We start from the raw sequence: 21219 nt of genomic DNA on the forward strand, positions 1-21219 counted from the left end.
CTTTCTCTTAAAAACCTACCAGAATCTACAGATGAACTGAAGGCTGAGATAAGACTATTTACTCATAGTTGCCCGACGGCAATATTATGTTCAGTATGCAAGAATTATCTCTATTAGCAGAACTTCTCATAATAAAAAATTATGTAAAGATTAAAACAATCAAGAACAATGAGTAAAAAGGATTTGACAGAAGAAGATATAAAGTTGCGTTTCATCACACCTGCAATTAATAAGGCAGGATGGAAGAATGAACATATCCGAATGGAATATTACTTTACTGATGGTAGGGTTATTTTCCAAGGTAAGGTGCATGCACGTCAAACAGGTAAGAAGGCTGACTATCTCTTGTTTCATGCTGCTAATAAGCCTATCGCTATTATAGAAGCTAAAGATAATAATAAACCACTTGGAGGAGGAATGCAGCAGGCAATGGAATATGCTCAGATTCTTGATATTCCTTTTGCATACAGTTCTAACGGAGATGGATTTTTAGAGCATGATTTCCTGACTGGGAAAGAAACTGAACTTTCATTGGAACAGTTTCCAACGCCTGATGCTTTGTATCAACGGATTATCAATGCTAAACAGTTGAATAACGAGGCTTTGAAAATCATAGAGCAACCGTTCTATTCTGATCCATATACCTATGAGCCTCGATATTATCAACGTATAGCAGTAGAGCGTACTGTTGAAGCCATTGCCAAAGGTAGAGATAGGGTGCTGATTGTTATGGCTACGGGTACAGGCAAGACTATTACTGCCTTTCAAATCATTCATCGTTTGAAAGCTTCTGGCACAAAGAAAAAAATATTATACCTTGCAGACCGTAATATTCTGATAGACCAAACGATGGTACAGGACTTCAAACCTTTCAAAAAGGTTATGACCAAAATACAAGGTGCAGCTATCGACTCTGCCTATGAAGTCCATATGGCTTTATATCATCAACTGGTTTCTAATGAAGAAGGAGTAGAAGACCCATTCAGACAAGTTCAGCCAACTTTCTTTGATCTTATAATTGTTGACGAGTGTCACCGTGGTAGCGCTAAAGATGATAGCGCATGGCGCAAGGTGCTTGAATATTTTAATACAGCCACTCAAATCGGTATGACTGCCACCCCAAAGGCAGAGAATGGAGCTAATAATCTTGATTACTTTGGTGAACCTGTGTTTACCTATTCACTCTTACAGGGAATACAGGACGGATTTCTTGCTCCTTACCGAGTAACAAATTCCTACATTAGCATAGATCTACAAGGTTTCAAACCGAATGAAGATGAGAAAGACTTACTGGGCAGGGATATTGTGCAACGCTTGTATGAGCGTAAGGATATTGGTAGAGATATAGCCTTCACCAAGCGCAGGGAGATAGTTGCCAAGCGTATTACAAAGATGTTGAAACAGATAGGCAGAATGACTAAGACAATTGTGTTCTGTACAGACATTGACGAGGCAGAGGCAATGAGGAGTTTATTGGTCAACTTGAATACAGACCTTTGTAACAGAGATCCGCGTTACGTTATGCGTATAACTGGTGATGACAATGTGGGAAAGAAGCAGTTAGACAACTTTATTGATGTAGACCAGGCTTATCCGACAATCGTTACAACGTCTGAACTACTTGCTACTGGTGTAGACTGCAAGACCTGTGGACTTATTGTAATTGATAAGGAAATTGGGTCTATGACGGAGTTCAAACAAATCATAGGACGTGGTACGCGTCTAAGAACTGACAAGGGAAAATGGCATTTGGAAATATTGGATTTCCGCAATGCCACTGCTAAATTCAAAGACCCAAAATTTGATGGCGACCCCGAGCCGCCACAAGGAAAAGGTCCGAAGATTTATACCATACCTGATAAGTCGCCAACTATTGTCTCTGAACCTCAACGGGTTAAGTATCTTGTGGAGGGTGAACATATAGCTATCACTACGGAAATTGTGAGTGTTCTTGGTGAAGATGGTAGAACTATGCGTACAGAAAGTGTAACAGACTATACGCGTAAGCAGATTCGAAAGCGTTATGCTACCTTAAATGATTTTGTAAAGAATTGGACAGAAGCAGAGCGAAAGAAAGTAATTGTTGATGAACTGAAAGACTATAGTGTTCTTGTTGATGCTGTTAGAGAAAAGAATCCAGCATTGGCGCATGCAGACATCTTCGATGTGATATGTCATGTGGCATACGACCAACCACCTATGGCAAGACGTGAAAGGGCAAATAATGTCAAGAAGCGGAATTACTTTGCCAAATATGAAGGTAAGGCGCGAGAAGTGTTAGAGGCTCTTCTCGATAAATATGCGGATTATGGTATTTTGAATCTTGAAGACTCCGATATTCTTGATACTGCTCCATTCAATAAGATAGGCAAACCACAAAAGATAGTGAAACTATTTGGGGGAATAGATAAATATGAACAGGCTTTGAAAGAGCTTGAAAACGAAATATATAAGACAGCATAAAAATGGCAGTAAATAATATAGTAAAGCGTCTGCAAAATATCATGCGTCAAGATGCGGGTATCAATGGAGATGCACAGCGTATTGAGCAGATGACATGGATGTTTTTCCTAAAGGTGTATGACACTCAAGAGGAAACATGGGAATATAAAGCCAGCAAGGAACGCACAACCTTTGAATCCATAATTCCTGAAGAATTACGGTGGAGGAATTGGGCAATAGATGAGAAAGATGGTGACGCCATGACTGGTGATGCCTTGCTTTCTTTCATCAACGATAAACTATTCCCTACCTTAAAAGGGCTTGAGGTCACACGTGAAACTCCTCGTAGCAAAGCTATTGTAAAAGAGGTGTTTGAGGACTTGAACCAATATATGAAGAATGGCATCCTGCTGCGTCAGGTTGTCAATGTCATCAACGAGATAGAGTTTGATGATGCAACCGATCGACACATGTTTGGTGACATCTATGAAGGTATACTTAAAGACCTCCAATCGGCAGGTAATGCTGGAGAGTTCTATACTCCTCGTGCATTGACTGATTTTATCATCCAGCAGCTTTCTCCTGTACTTGGTGAAACCGTAGGCGATTTCACATCGGGAACAGGAGGATTCCTTACTTCTGCTTTGAATTACTTACAGAAACAAGTAAAAACTACCGATGATAGGAGACTCTTTCAAAAGGCTGTTATTGGACAGGAGTGGAAACCTCTACCTTACCTTCTCTCTATCACTAATCTTCTTTTGCATGACGTAGAATCGCCGAATATCCGTCATTGTGATTCGCTGGGAACAAAGATGTCTGATTTCAAGGAAGGAGACAAGGTAAATGTGATCGCAATGAATCCGCCATACGGTGGAAGTACTGATGCTGCCTCTAAAAGTAATTTCCCGATGGAATTTCGTTCAAGTGAGACAGCAGATCTATTCATGGTACTTATCATGTATAGACTGAAAGCTAATGGACGTGCAGCTGTCATTGTTCCTGATGGTTTCCTCTTTGGTACGGATGGAGCAAAATTGGCTATCAAGCAAAAGATGCTTCGAGATTTTAATCTCCACACTATTATTCGTTTGCCAGGTAGCATCTTTGCACCTTATACCAGTATCGCAACAAATATCCTGTTCTTCAATAATGAACGAGCTGAGGGAGCTGACGAAGGCTTCTCTACCAATAAAACATGGTTCTATCGTCTTGATATGCCAGAAGGGTATAAGCATTTCTCCAAGACAAAGTCAATGAGATTGGAGCATTGCCAACCTATCTGTGATTGGTGGAATGATCGTAAGGAAATAGCTTCGGATGAATTGGGAGAGAAAGCTCGCTGCTTTACTGCCAAAGAATTGGCTGAGTTGGATTTTAACTTCGATCAATGCAAGTTCCCTAAGGATGAGGAAGAGATACTTCCTCCAGCCGAACTCCTTGCTAACTATTTCAAGAAGCGTAAGGCACTTGACGATGAGATAGATAAGACGCTGGCGGGAATACAGAAGATTTTAGGAATAGAAATCAATATAGATAAGCAACTTTAATTTGACGGACAATGAAAGACTTGACAGTTTCAAATATTGAACGCCAAAACGTACTCAATAATCGTTTTGCTATCAATAAAATACAGGAGCAACTTGATATTCCATTCATGCTCTTTGAAGGAGAATATTGGTTGACAAAAAAAATGGTTGCCGAAATTTATGGTGTAGATGTTTCCACCATTGATAGATACCTTGCTTCTAATGGTGATGAGCTAAAGCATAATGGCTATGTTTTATGTAAGGGTAAATCACTGAAAGAGTTTAAGTTACAATTTGCTCACCTTATTAATGAGGCGAGCAAAACTACTCAGTTAGGTCTCTTTAATTTCAGAGCATTCCTTAATATGGGTATGCTGCTCACAGAGAGTGAAAGGGCAAAGAAATTGCGTAGTATGATTCTTGATTTGGTTATTGCTACAATACATGAAAAAACAGGTGGAGGGACAAAGTTCATCAACAGAAGGGATAGAAATTATATTCCAGCTGCTATAACAGAAGAAAATTATCGAAAGAATCTCACATCGGTAATCAGCCAATATGTACAAGGGCACCAAACATACAAGTACGCCCAAGTGACAGATCTTATCTACAAAGCAGTTTTCAAGGAGAATGCGAAAGAATACCGAGAAATACTACGTCTTGACAGTAAAGATAACGTGCGACATACATTGTACGCAGAGGTTCTATTGGTAATTTCGTCTTTTGAGAATGGCGTTGGCGCAGTGATACAAGAAGAATGCAAACAGAACGGTAAAGTGAAACTTACCATTGAGGAAGTTGAACGGATAGTTGGAGAACTGGCAGAACATCCGATGCAGAAGCCTTATCTCAATGACGCCAGAAGCAAAATGGCCTCGCGTGATTTTAGTTTCCGTGATGCCTATCATGGCAATATTGGCGAATATCTACAAGCTGTGTCTCCTGAAGAATTTGAACGATTTATAGGTGACCAGTCGGTAGATTTCGACCGTATATTGGAAAACAATAAGGATGTACTCAAACGGTTAAAACAGGCAGAGGATGAATAACGAAATACACTACATTTGCTACGAGGAAGCATTGGAGGTTTATCGCAAAATGATAGATGCCAGTGGTGGAGGCTTTGTTGGAGTTCGGGATGAGGGTGGCATACTTGCCACACTTGATTCCATTCAGAATGATGATTACTATCCAACATTTACCAAAAAGCTTTCCAGTCTTGTCTTCAGATTCTGTTCTGGACATTATTTCAATGATGGGAATAAGCGTATAGCTTTGACTTTAGGAGCATATTTCCTACATAAGAACAATTACCAATGGGAGGCTTGCATTTTCATGCGCCAATTAGAAGCAATCGTATATCATGTTGCCGCTTCGCATATTTCCCAAGATATGCTTTTACGAATAATGGTATCATTCATGTCAGGACAGGATTATGATGAAGAGCTGAAGATAGACATTGCGAATGCAATAGGTGATGGTGAGTTAGGTATAAATGGTGAAGATTACAATAAAATGGACTGATTATGAAGATAATAAAGAAAATACTATTTCTGCTCTGTATGTGTTTTGGACTTATAGCCCAAGCTCAGACTGTAGGTTATACTTATAAAGCATTTGCCGCCGAAGGCTGCAATATGAAGTATAGTGTGGCAAAACAAGGAACTGAATATTCAATAGTTGCCACAGTTAGCTCAGACAGAATGACTTTTCTTAACGAGCCAACTATGAAAATTAAGACATTCACTGGTGAATATCTTGAACTGAAAGGGAAAGTGATAGGAGATAGAAGCCAATCGACAGGTCTCATTAGTGGTAATATCGTAATTCCTGTAACAGAAATAACTTCCACTGCACAATTTAAAATTACTCCACAGCAACTTGAGGTTTTGAATGAAGGTGTTGCCAAAATTCGTTTGTCTATGACACCTATGAATCATGAACGTACATTCCAAAAAGATAAGATTGGGAAAAAGCTATATCAATTTTATCTGAAGGAGAAAAAGAAAGACGAAGACTTCTAAATTAATAGGAATACGATGAACGGTAAACAATTAAAAAATAGCATACTTCAGTGGGCGATACAGGGAAAACTTGTACCGCAAGACCCTAATGATGAACCAGCATCCGTACTGCTTGAAAAGATTCGTGCAGAAAAGGCAAGACTTGTAAAGGAAGGAAAAATCAAGAAAGATAAGAAAGAATCTATCATTTACCGTGGTGAGGACAATTCCTATTATGAGAAGTTCACCGATGGTAAGGTGGTATGCATAGATGATGAGATACCGTTTGAGATTCCTGAATCTTGGAGTTTTGTACGTTTAGGAGTTATCTGTAACTATCTGCATCGAGGGAAAACACCTAAATATGGTAATCAAAAGATATTACCTATTATAGCACAAAAATGTAACCACTGGGACCAACTATATATTGATAGATGTCTTTTTTCAGATATAGATTATATTTTAAAATATAAGGAAGAGCAATTCCTTCAAAAAGGTGATATAATCATTAATTCTACAGGCGGTGGAACAGTTGGTAGAACAGGCTATATAGATGCAACTGTGTTTGAAAAATTTGATAAGTTTGTAGCTGACTCTCATGTAACAATTGTACGTCCTAATAAACTTGTCTCTCACAGATACATATACCACTATTTACTTTCTCCATACATTCAAATAGGAATAGAAGAAAGATGTACAGGTAGTACTAATCAAATAGAACTTAGAACAACGACTATATCTGATTATCTTGTTCCTATTCCACCTGTAGAAGAACAAAAGAGAATTGTGGAAAAAGTAGAGTCTATGTTACCAGTTGTTACTCGGTATGAGAAACTTCAAAGAAATTTAGAGCATCTGAACTCAACATTGCCCTCTCTAATAAAGAAATCCATTCTTCAAGAAGCTATCCAAGGCAAGCTTATTCCGCAAGATCCAAATGATGAGCCAGCATCTGTTCTTCTTCAACGGATTAAAGAAGAGAAGCAAAGACTTGTTAAGGAGGGGAAATTGAAAAAGAAAGATGTTGTTGATTCGATCATCTATAAAGGTGATGATAACAAGTATTATGAGCAGGTAGATGGAACAACTATCCAAATTGAATCAGATTTTGACTTTCCAAAAACATGGGCAGTTGTTAAACTTTCCCATATTTGCAGGCTCATTGATGGTGAAAAGAAAGAAGGTCAACATATTTGTCTTGATGCGAAGTATTTGCGTGGCAAATCTACTGGTGCTCAGTTGAACAAAGGTAAGTTTGTGACCAAGGGAGATAACATTATTCTTGTAGATGGAGAAAACTCTGGAGAAGTTTTTGCTGTGCCCCATGATGGATATATGGGAAGTACTTTCAAGCAACTTTGGGTAAGTGAAGCTATGCACCAACCATACGTTCTTTACTTTATTCAATTCTACAAGGATTTGCTTCGTAATTCAAAAAAGGGGGCAGCTATACCGCATCTGAACAAAGAAATATTCTATTCCCTCTTGATCGGTATTCCACCATATCAAGAACAAAAAAGAATCGTTCGTAAAATAGATATTATAGTGAACAAGATAAAGGGTTAATTTCCCTTTATCTCACTAAATATCTTTTCTATCTGACTTACAATTCGGTGTTGTTCACAATGAGGTGGTATTGGTAACAATGTAGTACCCAACCGTTCCTTTCCTATATTATAAAATGCCTGTCCTGATTTATTGGTGATTGATTTCATATATTCTATAATAGTTGGCGAACTCATAACTGCTAAAAGATATTTAGATAGCCAATCGCTTGAATAATAGAGGCGTAGTATAAAAACAAAGCCTCCAACAGTAACATCTACCAAATTATCTTTAATACGTGCCATTTTTCCAATATTCTCCAAGCTTGTTACTGCAGGTGTGACAATATCATTTCTTTGAAGAAGTATATTCTCCTTTACAAAATTAGGTGGAAGAAATATATCATCAGCGTTGAAGTTTATTTTAAATGGAAGAATGTTGCCTCCTCGTAGAATTCTTATCCCTTTTTTATCTGTTGTTGAGTCTTCTTTTTTAAAAGTAGCTCCTGTAAAGATTGTGCAGATAGCTTTAAGGCGACACCAAGTCCAACCGTTGGGAATGTCAAAAGGTATATCCTCTGTTATATCAACAGTTTCACCATCTACCTGCTCATAATACTTGTTAGGGAAAGTTGTTCTACCATAATATAAGAGAATATTCTCAGAATTTAAAATTTACAATTATGGTAGAATCATTTAAGACAGCTCTCAGAGAGAGCAACATGGCGGAGAATACAATTTCAGCATACGTTTATGCTGTCAATGACTACTTCTCCAAGTACAAAACGCTGAATAAGCGAAATTTACTTTTGTATAAAGCTAATATTATTGAGCAGTTTAGGCCTAAGACAGTAAACCTTCGTATTCAAGCCCTGAATAAGTTTTTGGACCATACTGGTAAGTCTAAGCTTCGCCTAAAATCAGTTAAAGTTCAACAACACACTTTCTTGGAAAATGTAATTAGTCAAGCGGATTACATCTTCCTTAAACAGACACTCAAACAAGAAGAAAATCTTATGTGGTATTTTGTTGTGCGTTTCCTAACTGCTACAGGTGCACGTGTCAGTGAACTTATTCAAATCAAAGTTGAACATGTTAACATAGGCTACTTTGATATTTATTCTAAAGGAGGGAAGATTAGACGGCTGTATATTCCTAAGACTTTGCGAATAGAAGCAACCAAATGGATTAAAGAGAAAGAACTATCATCGGGTTATATCTTCCTTAATCGTTTCGGACAACGGATCACGACACGTGGAATAGCCCAGCAACTGAAGCATTTTGCAGAGAAATATGGATTGAATCGTGATGTGGTCTATCCTCACTCTTTCCGCCATCGCTTTGCCAAGAATTTCCTCGACCGCTTCAATGACCTTGCTTTATTAGCCGACCTTATGGGGCATGAAAGTATAGAGACAACACGTATCTATCTGCGACGTACCGCAAGCGAACAGCAGAAAATTGTAGATAGGGTAGTGAATTGGTAAATAGTATAGAACTTTAGAGATGATATCTATTACATCTCTAAGGTTTTTTGAATTTCCGATAAAGGTAACAGTCTCTTTCTATTTATCGTAAACCGTAGTTGCTACGTGTCTTTAAATAAAACCTCTGTAAGCTCCGTAGCTCTGTGTGAGATTTAATCTAAAAGGCAAAGAATGACATTGACATAATGCTCAAAGAAAAGGGTAGGGAAAGGGCTTAAAAGCGAGTTATTTTAGTGCTTGCGTATGTTGCTTGCTATCAGATGGTTGTAAACGGAGATTTTAAAAGGTGCTTAGTTGGACTTCAAAAGGGCGTTAGTAAGGGGTGTAAAGGGCATCTTTTGCAAGTCAATTGAGCGTCTCTAAGAAGGAAAAAAGCATGTATTAGCTTTGGACTTTTACCTTTGCACTTTGAGCATTGAACTTTGAACTTTATGATATGAACTACGAATTTCTCGAATGACACGAATTATTTAACAATAAGGATTCGTGCAATTAGGGACATTCGTAGTGCTTTATTGGTAGTTGACATCGGTAATCATAATTTGTAGTTGACGAGTTGACAAGTTTACGAGTTTACAAGTTGCTTGCAGCAATAAATCATGAGTAGTAGTTGACGAGTTGACAAGTTTACGAGTTTACAAGTTGCTTGCAGTAATAAATCATGAGTAGTAGTTGACGAGTTGACAAGTTGACGAGTTGACAAGTTGACAAGTTTCTTGCAGCAATAAATCACAGTTGACATCGGTAATCATAATTATGAATTGTGAATTATGAATTCTGAATTAAGTTGACTTTGTCTACTCACATTACTACATATATCTTCCTTGGAATCGGTTTTTTTGTGTTGTACCTTTGCATCGTCATCAGGAATGAAGGGATGACGAACGGAGTTTTAATGAACCAAATAATCTATAATAATTAATGTGTATGATCAACGATAGTCATTCTAATGAAATAGATTTTGAGGAGCGGCTCTCACCACATTTTACGGTGGGCGAGATGATGCGCTCGGGAAAGGCGGTGGGCATGGGTGTTAAGAACGTGCCTGAGGAGGATCCTGCGCCTGGAGAGGCTTCGAGAGAGGAGGTGATAGAGAATCTTCGGGAGCTTTGTAGATGCGTCTTAGAACCGCTTAGACGGCGTGTGGGACGTGTGATAGTCGTGGGAGGTTATCGCTGCGAGGCTGTGAATAGGGCTGTTCATGGGGCTGAACATTCGCAACATATGCGGGGTGAGGCGGCTGATATTCATGTCACAGGACTGGAAATGTGTCGGAAATATGCGGCGATTCTTGCCCAAACGGACTTCGATCAGATGATTCTTGAGCCACGGGAGTCGATGATTAAGCGGTGGATTCACATCAGTTATAGGCGTGATGGGAAGAATAGACACCAGATTTTAGGAGCTAAATAGGGGAAAAAGGCGGTGGAAGATTTCACTTTTTTGTCGCCGTAAGTCTGAGAAATACGTTTTAAGTTGCTGATTGTAAATATTTTAATTATTTACGTGAATATCTTTTCATATTTTTAGTCGTTTATGTTTATGATGAAGTATGTTTTTACGTTTTTGTGTTTTCCGACTTTTACCTTTATATTTTTATACGTTTTTGCGTTATTGTGTTTTTAGTTATTTCTGTGTTTATCTTTTTATCTGTTTACGTGTTCACTTATTTACTCGTTTACATAATTTTACACTTTTTTGTCGCAGTATGTCTTTTAGGTCGTTGTCCCTCTCCCTTCTTTTTGTGTGGGGAGGGGGTGGAGACTGGCGAACGATGAGGGCGATGAGGAGTGGGAAGAAGGGTCTTCAGTAATAGGTTTGCCACTTAGTTTTAAGGTAGTATCACACAGAGAGAAGGAGGACACGAAGGAGTAATAAAAATAAAGCGATGTAGGTCACGGAGGCACCGTCGTGCGTGGAGCCACGGAGAGGATTTGCCTCTGTCTTATTAGCGCATTGAGTTAAGATTTCATTTTTTCATTTCAATAATTTCTTTGTTTCACTTTTTAAATTTTCAAGTTATGTCAATCAAATTTCGTATGTATCAGGACAATCGTAAGAACAGCAAGCGCAAGGGTTATTGGTATGCCCGTGCGGTGTCTCCCGACCTTGTTAGCGTTAAGGATCTCGCTCTGCGTATCAGTGAGCGTTGCACCGTAACTGAGCCTGACATTTTGGCTGTCATCAGTGCGTTGGTGTTCGAGATGAATCAGGTTCTCAAGGATGGTAACCGTGTGAAGCTCGACGGATTGGGAACTTTCCGCGTAGGTATTCACTCACAGGGTGTTCAGAAGGCGGAAGACTTTAACGCACAGAGAGATATCTACGGTGCGCATGTGCTTTTCGCGCCAACGGTGACTATCGATGCGATGAAGCGTCGTGTGAAGACCCTCATCAGCGGTTTGCGTATTCAGGAGGCTGTGCAGTATGATGCGCCTAAGGCTGCCGAGAAGGCGAAGAACAAGGGCAAGAAGAAGGAGAACAAGCCTTCTGCTGGTCCAGAGCCAGGTGAGGCTACTGCCACTACTGAGGGCCACGCATAGTCGATTGGTTTGAGAGATGAGCGTGGGGGAGTAGCGAGTTTGTGCCCCTCCGCTCTCCGTTTACCCTAAATCGCTTATTAGGAAACAATGTTATTGTAAGAACGTATCATATTGGCTTCTGATGAGCGAGAGGGATAGGGTGTTGGGTGTTGAATGTTGGGTGATGAGTTTTGCCACTTGTGTTTAGAGTTTGAAGCAATGTCACACGGAGTTACGGAGGTAAATGCAATGTTATGGAGGCACCGTCGGTGCATAGAGTGACGGAGCTTGTTTGCCAATTTTATTAGCTTAAATACAAAGCGTTTATCCAAAAATAATTGTCAAGAATCTGTAAGCTATACCTCCGTAACATTGTGCGTTACCTCCGTCGCCTCTGTGACTCCGTGTGACTATTACCCCATATTTCGGAAGAACCTTTAGTATTCACTTTTAGTCCAAATCGGCACGGATACAATGCCGCTAACAAGAAGGGACGGCAGTGTAATCTGCTTGCCGATTGGGCTTTTAATTTATTTAGACGTTATGATTAAACCTATTTGGAAGAATATCCTGCATATTCTCGTTACCGTACTCACTGCGTTGGCAACCACGTTGGGTGTCAGTTCTTGTATGTAAAACTCCTCCCATAAACCCCAGTCTTGGACTTAGACAATCATTGTCAGTCACTTTTTAAGACTTAGTTAGACACTCTTATGTATTTGAAGTACAGGTGCTTACGCTGAAAATAGGCGACGTATATGTAGGTTACGTGCGACTTCATGGGAGGTTGTCCCCGACAGCGAAGTAGCTTCTGTGCGACAAAAAGGGAGTCATTTTCCTCATTGTTCGACGGATAGGGAGGAGCGGAGAGACGGATAAGGAGGTTTGTCTCCTTATCTTTCTCTTTTCTTTACAAATATATCGTATTTGTGTTCTTTTCTTTTTGTTTTCATCGTTACTAATTTGTTTGTAACTCTTTTTTGTTTGATTTTCTACCTTTGTAATGTTATGTAAATCAAACGATTGTGGAATAGCGCGACAAATTAGTAACTTTCTTCGGTTGAGGCTGTTTGCTAATCTGCGACAAATAGGTAGATTGCTGAAATAATTAAACTTTACACTTTTTTGTCGCAGGATTATATAAATATATATTCATGGGTAATTCAGAATTCAGAATTCATAATTATGATTACTGCTATAATTCATAATCCTCTGTTAATTCATAATTCACAATTCAGAATTATTCGAACGAAGTTCTCATCAGTACGTCATAATTATGATTACCGATGTAGTGACAGTTCAGAGCTCAAGGCTTAAAACACAAATCATAAAGTTCAAAGCTCAAAGTTCAATGTTCAAAGGATAAAAGTTTTAGCGTAATTCGAGAAATTCGTAGTTGTTGAAGGTTCAAAGGATAAAAGCATTAGTGTAGTTAGAGAAATTCGTAGTCGATGAAGGTCAATGATAATGAGTAAATTTGTTTTTGTGTTACGAAGTAGACAAGTTGGATGAGTTAGCAAGTTGCTTGTTATAAAGTCTAAAAAAACAGAGCAACAAATTAGCTTGTTACTCTGTTTTTTATATTCTTATAAAAGGATAGCTCACTACTTACGCCCCTCTTTCTCTTAAATCAGCGGTTACGAGTTTGGAGAATCCTTGGGGTATCTCGGTAATTAATTACCCCCTCCCCCTTTACTTCCCTTCGGTCAGTGACCGTTGGTTCGGGGAGGGATGGGGTGGGGCTTCTACTACTTCTTCTTCCTCCACTCCATATACCCTGCACCCGCAATCGTCAAGAGCAAGATAACAATCGCAATGTAAGCGATGGTCTCAGTGGTAGAGATACTTGTTGGGTGGAAGTCGAGGACTACGGTGTGCTTACCCGGCTTCACGCTCACAGCACGGAGGATATAGTTAACACGTCCGAGCTCTGCTGGCTGACCGTCGATAGTGGCTGTCCAACCCGGATAGTAGATCTCAGAGAAGACGACAACACCACCGTTCTTTGAGTTGACAGTGTATTGCAGGTTGTTAGGCTCATACTTATCGAGCTTCACGATTGCGGTAGAATCGTTCACCTTAGCCTGACCTAAAGCCGCCTCAAACTTCTTATCGGCTACTGCCTCATGGCGAACATCAATCTTACCCACCTCAGCATACTCTGCGTTAGCATCGTCGACATAGCTAAGCTTATTGACAAACCAGCCGTTGCCCTGTGCGTATGGGTTCTGTATTGGTGCCGTTGTGCCACCCTGCAGTGGAAGGATAAAGTACTTCGTGTTCAGCATATTCAATACAGGGAAGGTCTTAACGCCGTCCACCGCCTGCATATTACCACCTGCAGCAGCAATCGCCTGCATCGTTTTTTGCATCTCTGGAGCGATGTAAGCATCAATCATCTCCTGATAACGACGGAGCTTTGCAGGGTGATAACCACCGATACTCTTATGGAAGTAAGAAGTCTCGTTCTCGTTGAACGTGTTAGAAGCGAAGTTCAGCACACGATAGTCAAGACTCTTGTCCTTGTTAATCTCAAGGTCGGCTGCCGTTGGCTGCTGTGGCATATCGCGCTCACTCTTTGGTACGAACATCTCGTCATTAAGGTAACGCTTATCCACCTGCCACATATCAACGAGGCAAAGCACCAAAAGACCAGCCACCATATAGTCGGCACGCAGCTTCTTCATCTTATAAGCGAAGAGCAGCGCAAAGCCGATGAGGATAACGATAACCGAACGCCAAGCATCAGAGCTGACCATTGCAGCACGCATCGCAGAGACATTCGCGAGGATTGTTCCTGCCGTATTGCCGTCCATGCCCTGAATACTATTAATCATTTGGCGTTCCTGATCGCTGACAAACGGACCCATCATGTCTGGGAATACAGCCACTAAAAGGGCTACACCCGCTGTCAAGCCAAGGCTGATATAAGCATACTTCATCTTCTGTCCTAAGAGTTCAGGCTCGTCAACAAGGCGTTTTAAGGTCAGTGCTGCCAAGAGAGGGATGGTGAACTCAGCGATAACAAGGATACTTGCCACCGTTCGGAACTTCGCATACATCGGGATGTAATCGAGGAAGAAGTTAGTAAAGCCCATGAAGTTATGGCCCCATGCGAGAAGAACGGATAGGATGGTGGCTGCTAACAAAGCCCACTTCATCGTACCCTTCACCAAGAAAAGTCCTAAGATGAAGAGGAAAAGCACGAAGGCACCCACGTAAACTGGTCCGCTCGTACCCGGCTGTGTACCGAAATACTGTGGGAAAGCATCATAGAGCTGTGGAATCATTGACTGTATCTGTGGGTCAACCTTCGACATAGCCGTACTGCTTTGGCTCAATGGAACACTCGCTCCACCCTTTGCATCAGGTACGAGTAAGGTCATTGTCTCATCAATACCATAACTCCACTGCGTGATATAGTCGCGATCAAGACCAGAGCTTGTCTGGTTCGCGCCATCAGCCTTCAGCAACTCACTCTTGCCACGCATACTCTCTTTCTGATACTCCCATGTGTGGTAAAGGCTTGAGAGATTGATTAATATACCAATCAATGCCGCTACAGCCAATATGCCCGAAGCCTTGAGGAAACCCACGAGTTGCTTCTGGCGAACGGCTTGAACGAGATAGCCAATGACCATAAAGAGGACGATAAAGAGATAGTAATATGTCATCTGCACGTGGTTGGCTTTCACCTCAAAGGCGGTGAAGATAGCCGTCACGATGAATCCCGACAAGTAACGTCCTCGATAAGCCAAGACAATACCGGCAATCATCGGTGGAAGATAAGCCAATGCCATAACCTTCCAGAGGTGACCGGCAGCAATGATGATGAGGAAATAGGACGAGAAAGCCCACATGATACTACCCAAGGCTGCCAACGACTGTCGGAAGTCGAAGGCTCGCAACAGGATATAAAAGCCTAAGAGATAGACAAAAAGAAACCATACATTGTCTGGCAACCAAAGGTGGTAAGCGTTCATCACCTGCGACAGTCCGTCTGTTGACTGATACGATGGTGACATCTGATAGGTAGGCATACCACCGAAGATGGCGTTTGTCCAGCGTGTTGCCTCACCAGTACGGTTCTGATACTCTGTCATTTCCTGTGCCGAACCGACACCTGCTGAGGCATCGTGGCGATAGAGAATCTTACCCTGAGTGACCGGAACGAAAAAGTAAGCGAACGAGATGACCGCAAACAATACGACTACCAGTACATCGGGTAGAAATCTTTTCCAAGTTTTCATTTTTATTTAATTTTGCTTATGTCAGACAAATGATTAATCTCTGCAAAGTTACAAAAAACTAAGAACTTACAATATCCAACTTGTAACTTTTTCGTACCTTTGCAGTATGAAAATAGGAATCATCGTTGCGATGGACAAAGAGTTCGCGCAACTTAAAGCAATTCTTTCCAACACCGAGACGAAACATTTTAATCATAAAGACTTCGTTACGGGACAGTTGGGAGATAAGGAAATCATTCTGCAGCAGTGTGGTATCGGTAAGGTTAACTCTGCCGTCGGTGCTGTTGAGATGATTAATCATTACCACCCTGACCTTGTTATCTCAAGTGGTTGTGCGGGTGGAGCTGATACTTCATTGGAGGTTACGGATGTGGTGGTAGCAACGGAGTGTGCTTATCACGATGCCTACTGTGGCGACGAGGTGGCTTACGGTCAGATTATCGGTATGCCTGCTCGCTTCAAGGCTCCCACTGAGTTGATTGAAAAGGCGCTGTCGTTGAATAACTTGCCTGATTGTAAGGACCTGCACGTCAAGGCAGGACTGACCGTCAGTGGGGAATGGTTTGTCAACTCACGTGAGAAGATGCAACAGATCATGGACCACTTCCCAGAGGCAACAGCTGTCGATATGGAGAGTTGTTCTATTGCGCAGGTCTGCTACATCTATCAAACTCCCTTCGTCTCCTTCCGTGTCATCAGCGATGTTCCGCTCAAAGACAACAAAGCCAGCCAGTACTACGACTTCTGGGAGCGCATCGCCAACGGCAGCTTTGAGGTGACAAGGCACTTTATAGAGGCAATTCATAATTCATAATTCAAAATTCATAATTATGATTACCGTTGTAGGCAGAGTTTATAGAATAAGTAATTTGTTTACTTATCTGCTAAATTCTCTTACGGAACTCAAAAACAAGCAGTTTTCCGTTTAGCTAATAAAACCCACAAAGTCCTAAAGATGTGGATAATATTTACGCTAACATTAGTAATCATAATTATGAATTGTGAATTATGAATTCTGAATTAAACATGAATTCTGAATTAAATAAGAATTATGAATAAGATTCCTTCTTTTACCATTGACCACGAGCGATTGCTGCGTGGCATTTATGTGAGTCGTAAGGACGAGGTGGGTGGCGAGACCGTTACCACCTTCGACATCCGTATGAAAGAACCAAACCGTGAGCCAGTGTTGCACGTGGGGGCTATTCACGCTATTGAACACTTGGCTGCTACTTATCTCCGCAATGATGACGAGTGGAAAGACCGTGTTATCTATTGGGGTCCAATGGGCTGTCTGACTGGTAACTATCTTATCCTTCGTGGCGATCTGGAGTCGAAAGACATCGTCGACCTCATGCGCCGCACCTTCCAATTCGTTGCCGACTTCGAGGGTGAAATCCCTGGTGCTGCTCCACGCGACTGTGGTAACTACCTGCTCCACGACCTGCCTATGGCGAAGTGGGAGTCACGTAAGTTCCTCACCGAGGTGCTGGACAATATCACCGATGCTAATCTCGTTTATCCGGAGAAGTAGACAAGTGAACAAGTAGACAAGTAAACGAGTGGACGAGTAAACAAGTTGCTTGAGTAATAAGACAAAGTAACATGGTGAACGAGTTAACGAGTTGCTTGTGAGGAAGACAAAGTAACATAGTTAACAAGTTAGACGAGTTAACGAGTTGCTTGGGATAAAGAGAAAAAAGCAGTGTTAGAGATTTAAAAGGGCGTTAATTCCATGTGAATTAACGCCCTTTTGGCTTGCTAAAGACGCCCTTTAGCCTTTGAACTCTTACCTTTAAACTCTTTTACCTTTGAACTTTGAGTTTTGAACATTGAACTTTGACTTCTAAGACTACGAATTTCTCTAATTGCACTAATCCCTATTGCTAAATAATTCGTGTTATTCGCGTAATTCGCAGTTAACTTTATGATATGTACCTTTAATGACTACGAAACGATGCGGATATAGCGACAATGAAAAAAAATAACGATTTTTCTTGTTTAAAAAAAACATTTTGTATATTCGCAGCGTGTTAATATAAAGAATACGATTGATAGATAAGTTTTAAATTATGAAATACACCTCTTGTAGAGAATATAATTGCAGGCAAACTGATAGAAAAGTTCGGTTTATGCCTGTAAAATCCATTTGGTTCTTTTCATCCGAGAACTCTAATCATTATTGGACAGAGTATGATCAGATAAAAACGTAGGATATGGCTAAAATGCTCTACCTTCTTGATATATCTTAGAAAGAATCTTCTGGATTTACAACCTACAAGCAAGCGTTATTTCTTTACCTAAAAGATAAATTAGAGGAATCTCTATTACCCCATACCTCTTGTGAACAATACGAATCAAACATTGAGAATAAAATATGAAAACCTTTTGTACAACTTTAATTTTGTTATGCCTTACTGTCTGCATATCGGCACAAACTTTAGACAATACAATTACCATTAAAGGCAGAGTGCAAGATTTTGTAACTCATGCAGATATCCCTGGAAGTTTAGTGGAAGTACTAAATGCTAAAGATAGCTCGATTATTGCTTCTAAGAAGGCTCTCACTCAATATGAGAGTGGTGAACAAAGATGGGAAACATCAGAATATTGGGTGGAAATTCCACGTAAGGAGGGTGATTATATACTGCGTGTTACCGAAGAAGGTTATACACCTACCTACGTAACCTTACCACTGCGTCATTTTTACAAGCGAGAGATAAGTAGAGAGGTTGGTACCATCTTTCTGAAACGACCGAAAACAGTAGACTTAAATGAGGTGGTTGTTAAGGCTACAAAGGTGAAGTTCTATCATAAAGGCGACACGATTGTTTATAATGCCGATGCTTTCCAGTTAGGTGAAGGCTCCATGCTCGACGCCCTTATTCGTCAATTGCCTGGTGCTGAACTAAGCAAGGATGGACGCATATATGTTAATGGCAAGTTTGTTGAGAGTTTGCTTCTCAATGGAAAAGATTTTTTCCGTGGAGATAATACTGTTATGTTTGAGAATCTGCCTACTTATATGGTAAACCAAGTAAAGGTGTATGACCGTCTTGGCGAAAATAGTCGTTTTCTCGGGCAAGAGGTGGCAGGAGACAAGAAATACGTAATGGATGTTCAACTGAAAAAGCAATACAACATTGGATGGGTAGGTAATGTGGAAACAGGTGGAGGAACAAAGGAACGCTACTTGGCTCGTCTGTTTGCTATGCGGTTTACTGATCACTCCCGTTTGGCTGTCTATGGAAATATGAACAATCTAAACGACGACCGTAAGCCTGGTGAGAATGACAATTGGTCGCCTTCTGATCTTTTTGGTGGGTTGACACAGCAACAGTTAGGAGGTCTTGACTATAATATAGATGCACGCAGTGGTAAGTATAAACTTAGTGGAAATGCACAGGTTAGGCATGCTGACAACACGATAGTGAATAACACTAATCGTACAAATTTCCTTGCTAACGGAGATACATACGACCGTATGGTGGCTAATAATAGAAATCACAATTTTACTCTCTCCACCAATCATCAGTTTTATTTTGAGTTTAAGAATGCCAACTTGAATATCAAGCCACGTTTTAACTACCAATATTATAACAATAAAAGCGGATATTCTTCGCTGACACTTAATCGTAGTTTTACGTCTTTCTCAAAGGCGCAGTTGGATAGTTTGTACACACCAATGATAGGCAGGGAGTTGATTCGCACAGCCATTAACAGAAATCTTCGCAATGGATTATCAATTGGACATTCTTTAGAAGGTTCGGTTTCGATGGAGTCGTTAATTAAGTTCAAGCACTCTCCCGACCACGTCACCCTTTATGCTGACGCTTCTTTGAGGCATGCTACTGAGGATAGCTTTGACCGTAACCGAATTGATTATTATACCAACGGTCAGCAAAGTAATACAGACTTCCGCAATCGATATTTCAACAACCGTCCCGACCACGGCTATAGCATGACAGGTAAAGTGACTTACAGCTATTTAGTAAAGCGGGGCTTGTTCTTCGACTTTAGTTATAAATACAATCGGACTACCTCAAACCGATATTCTTCACTCTATCGTCTTGACCAGTTAGCAGATTGGGGAATTAATTCAGAGCACGAGCTTGGAATACTTCCTTCTGTGGATGCTTATAACAGAGTAATGGATATTCATAATAGTTATGACAGCAGGCAGACTGATAATACCCATACCCTCGGAGCCTTTCTTGTATGGAATAAGAAAACGACGAAGTCGGAGTGGTGGGCACAGCTTGTACCTAATTTATCGCTGCTTTCACGGACGATGCATTATCATAGTGGAAATGTAGATACGACTTTTACGAAACGTTCTATACTTTACAATATGTATAGTACGTTCATCAAATGGCGTAGTACTGATCACAAATATGAATTCATGCTTCAATATCATGTGAACGGGCAAGCGCCAGACATGAACCTGTTTGTAAACATCCTCAATACCACTGATCCATTAAACGTAACAATGGGTAATACCAACTTGAAACCATCCTATAAGCACGAACTTATATCACACTTCCTACGTATATATCCGAAAAAGGGACTGATGTGGTTAATAGAGGCTCAATATATCCCCACTGTTAACGCTATTGCTATGGGCTATACCTACGACAAGGCTACAGGACAGCGAACGTTCAGACCAGACAATGTGAATGGTAATTGGCACGGTCAGCTTGCTTTAGGTGGTGCTGGACCATTGACCAAAAATCGCAAGTTGGATTTTAAAGCTATGGCTGGATTAAGATATGAGAAGAGTGTCGACCTTATTGGTTTGGCAGGCACGTCTGCATCTAATAGGAGCATAGTAGAATCGTTAAACTACATTGGTGATTTACAGCTGAACTATAGGCTTGGGCAATCTTCCATTGGCTTCATTAGTAAAGGAAACTGGGCACATGTCGATGGCACTCGTGAAGACTTTAAGGCATTTAATGTGAGTGATTTCAATTACGGCTTAACAGCACAATTACAGTTGCCATGGGATTTCCGACTTGGGACTGACCTGACAATGTATAGTCGCAGAGGTTATTTAGATAAGTCGATGAATAGCGATGATTTGGTGTGGAATGCTCGTCTGTCACGCTCATTCTTCAAAGGACAACTTACCTTATTGCTTGATGGCTTCGACATTCTTGGTCAACTGAATAACGTCACACGGATGATGAATGCACAAGGAATCACAGAAACTTACAGTAATGTTATTCCCCGCTACGTGATGTTACATGCCGTCTATCACTTCAATATTATTCCTAAGAAAAAATGAAAAGTATAAGACCCTTCCAAAGTCTGAACTTTTACCTTTGAACTTTGAGTTTTGAACTTTGAACTTTATGATTTCCACCGACTACGCATGATACGAAGTATTTTGCAATAAGGCTTCGCGTAATTAGAGAAATTCGTAGTCATTAAAGGTACATA

The 21219-nt window shown here is 40.6% G+C and carries 15 protein-coding genes; 13 read left to right on the top strand and 2 right to left on the bottom strand.

Features of this window, described 5'->3' with window-relative positions:
* Window positions 1–168: 168 nt before the first annotated feature.
* Genes hsdR through J4861_RS01400 form a run of 6 tightly spaced genes read left to right on the top strand, consistent with a single transcriptional unit; the run spans window position 169 to window position 7540 of the window.
* Window positions 169–2463, top strand: a complete 2295-nt coding sequence (gene hsdR, locus J4861_RS01375; RefSeq protein WP_211816412.1) for an EcoAI/FtnUII family type I restriction enzme subunit R — start codon at window positions 169–171, stop codon at window positions 2461–2463.
* 2 nt (window positions 2464–2465) lie between these two features.
* Entirely contained in the window at window positions 2466–3992 is a 1527-nt protein-coding gene (locus J4861_RS01380) for a class I SAM-dependent DNA methyltransferase (RefSeq protein ID WP_211816413.1), read from the top strand.
* Window positions 3993–4003: 11 nt separating this feature from the next.
* Window positions 4004–5020, top strand: coding sequence for a DNA-binding protein (locus J4861_RS01385; RefSeq protein ID WP_211816414.1), 1017 nt, complete (start codon window positions 4004–4006; stop codon window positions 5018–5020).
* Window positions 5013–5495, top strand: a complete 483-nt coding sequence (locus J4861_RS01390; protein WP_004384034.1) for a type II toxin-antitoxin system death-on-curing family toxin — start codon at window positions 5013–5015, stop codon at window positions 5493–5495. Before J4861_RS01385 ends, J4861_RS01390 begins: the two co-directional genes overlap by 8 nt.
* 2 nt (window positions 5496–5497) lie before the next feature.
* Window positions 5498–5995: a hypothetical protein gene (locus J4861_RS01395; RefSeq protein ID WP_211816415.1), complete on the top strand. Its 498-nt coding sequence runs from the start codon at window positions 5498–5500 to the stop codon at window positions 5993–5995.
* Window positions 5996–6010: 15 nt separating this feature from the next.
* The gene (locus J4861_RS01400; protein WP_249110777.1) at window positions 6011–7540 is read left to right on the top strand and encodes a restriction endonuclease subunit S; all 1530 of its coding nucleotides are present in this window, start codon (window positions 6011–6013) and stop codon (window positions 7538–7540) included.
* Here J4861_RS01400 and J4861_RS01405 read toward each other — a convergent pair.
* Window positions 7537–8193, bottom strand: a complete 657-nt coding sequence (locus tag J4861_RS01405) for a restriction endonuclease subunit S (RefSeq protein WP_211816614.1) — start codon at window positions 8191–8193, stop codon at window positions 7537–7539. The two genes, J4861_RS01400 and J4861_RS01405, sit on opposite strands and share 4 nt — an antisense overlap.
* A gap of 8 nt (window positions 8194–8201) precedes the next feature.
* On the opposite strand from J4861_RS01405, the gene J4861_RS01410 reads away from it, so the two are divergent.
* The 4 genes from J4861_RS01410 to J4861_RS01425 all read left to right on the top strand — a co-directional run bounded on the left by J4861_RS01410 (window position 8202) and on the right by J4861_RS01425 (window position 12163).
* On the top strand, window positions 8202–9005 hold the full coding sequence (locus J4861_RS01410) for a tyrosine-type recombinase/integrase (protein ID WP_211816416.1): 804 nt from the start codon (window positions 8202–8204) through the stop codon (window positions 9003–9005).
* A gap of 927 nt (window positions 9006–9932) precedes the next feature.
* Entirely contained in the window at window positions 9933–10418 is a 486-nt protein-coding gene (locus tag J4861_RS01415) for a D-Ala-D-Ala carboxypeptidase family metallohydrolase (RefSeq protein ID WP_211816417.1), read from the top strand.
* A 608-nt stretch (window positions 10419–11026) separates the two neighbouring features.
* Window positions 11027–11548 carry an HU family DNA-binding protein gene (locus J4861_RS01420; RefSeq protein ID WP_211816418.1) on the top strand — a complete coding sequence of 174 codons (522 nt, stop codon included), beginning with the start codon at window positions 11027–11029 and terminating at the stop codon, window positions 11546–11548.
* A gap of 522 nt (window positions 11549–12070) precedes the next feature.
* Window positions 12071–12163 carry a smalltalk protein gene (locus tag J4861_RS01425; RefSeq protein WP_152031158.1) on the top strand — a complete coding sequence of 31 codons (93 nt, stop codon included), beginning with the start codon at window positions 12071–12073 and terminating at the stop codon, window positions 12161–12163.
* 1112 nt (window positions 12164–13275) lie between these two features.
* On the opposite strand, the gene J4861_RS01430 is transcribed toward J4861_RS01425, so the two are convergent.
* Complete coding sequence (locus J4861_RS01430) at window positions 13276–15777, bottom strand: YfhO family protein (protein WP_211816419.1); 2502 nt, start codon at window positions 15775–15777, stop codon at window positions 13276–13278.
* A gap of 106 nt (window positions 15778–15883) precedes the next feature.
* Between J4861_RS01430 and J4861_RS01435 the strand changes: the two genes are divergently transcribed.
* The 3 genes from J4861_RS01435 to J4861_RS01445 all read left to right on the top strand — a co-directional run bounded on the left by J4861_RS01435 (window position 15884) and on the right by J4861_RS01445 (window position 21064).
* Window positions 15884–16591, top strand: a complete 708-nt coding sequence (locus J4861_RS01435) for a 5'-methylthioadenosine/adenosylhomocysteine nucleosidase (RefSeq protein WP_211816420.1) — start codon at window positions 15884–15886, stop codon at window positions 16589–16591.
* Between the two features lie 237 nt (window positions 16592–16828).
* Complete coding sequence (locus J4861_RS01440; protein ID WP_211816421.1) at window positions 16829–17311, top strand: S-ribosylhomocysteine lyase; 483 nt, start codon at window positions 16829–16831, stop codon at window positions 17309–17311.
* Between the two features lie 936 nt (window positions 17312–18247).
* On the top strand, window positions 18248–21064 hold the full coding sequence (locus J4861_RS01445; RefSeq protein WP_249110778.1) for an outer membrane beta-barrel protein: 2817 nt from the start codon (window positions 18248–18250) through the stop codon (window positions 21062–21064).
* Window positions 21065–21219 lie beyond the last annotated feature (155 nt).

This window comes from Prevotella melaninogenica, from assembly GCF_018127925.1.
GTDB lineage: Bacteria > Bacteroidota > Bacteroidia > Bacteroidales > Bacteroidaceae > Prevotella > Prevotella melaninogenica_C.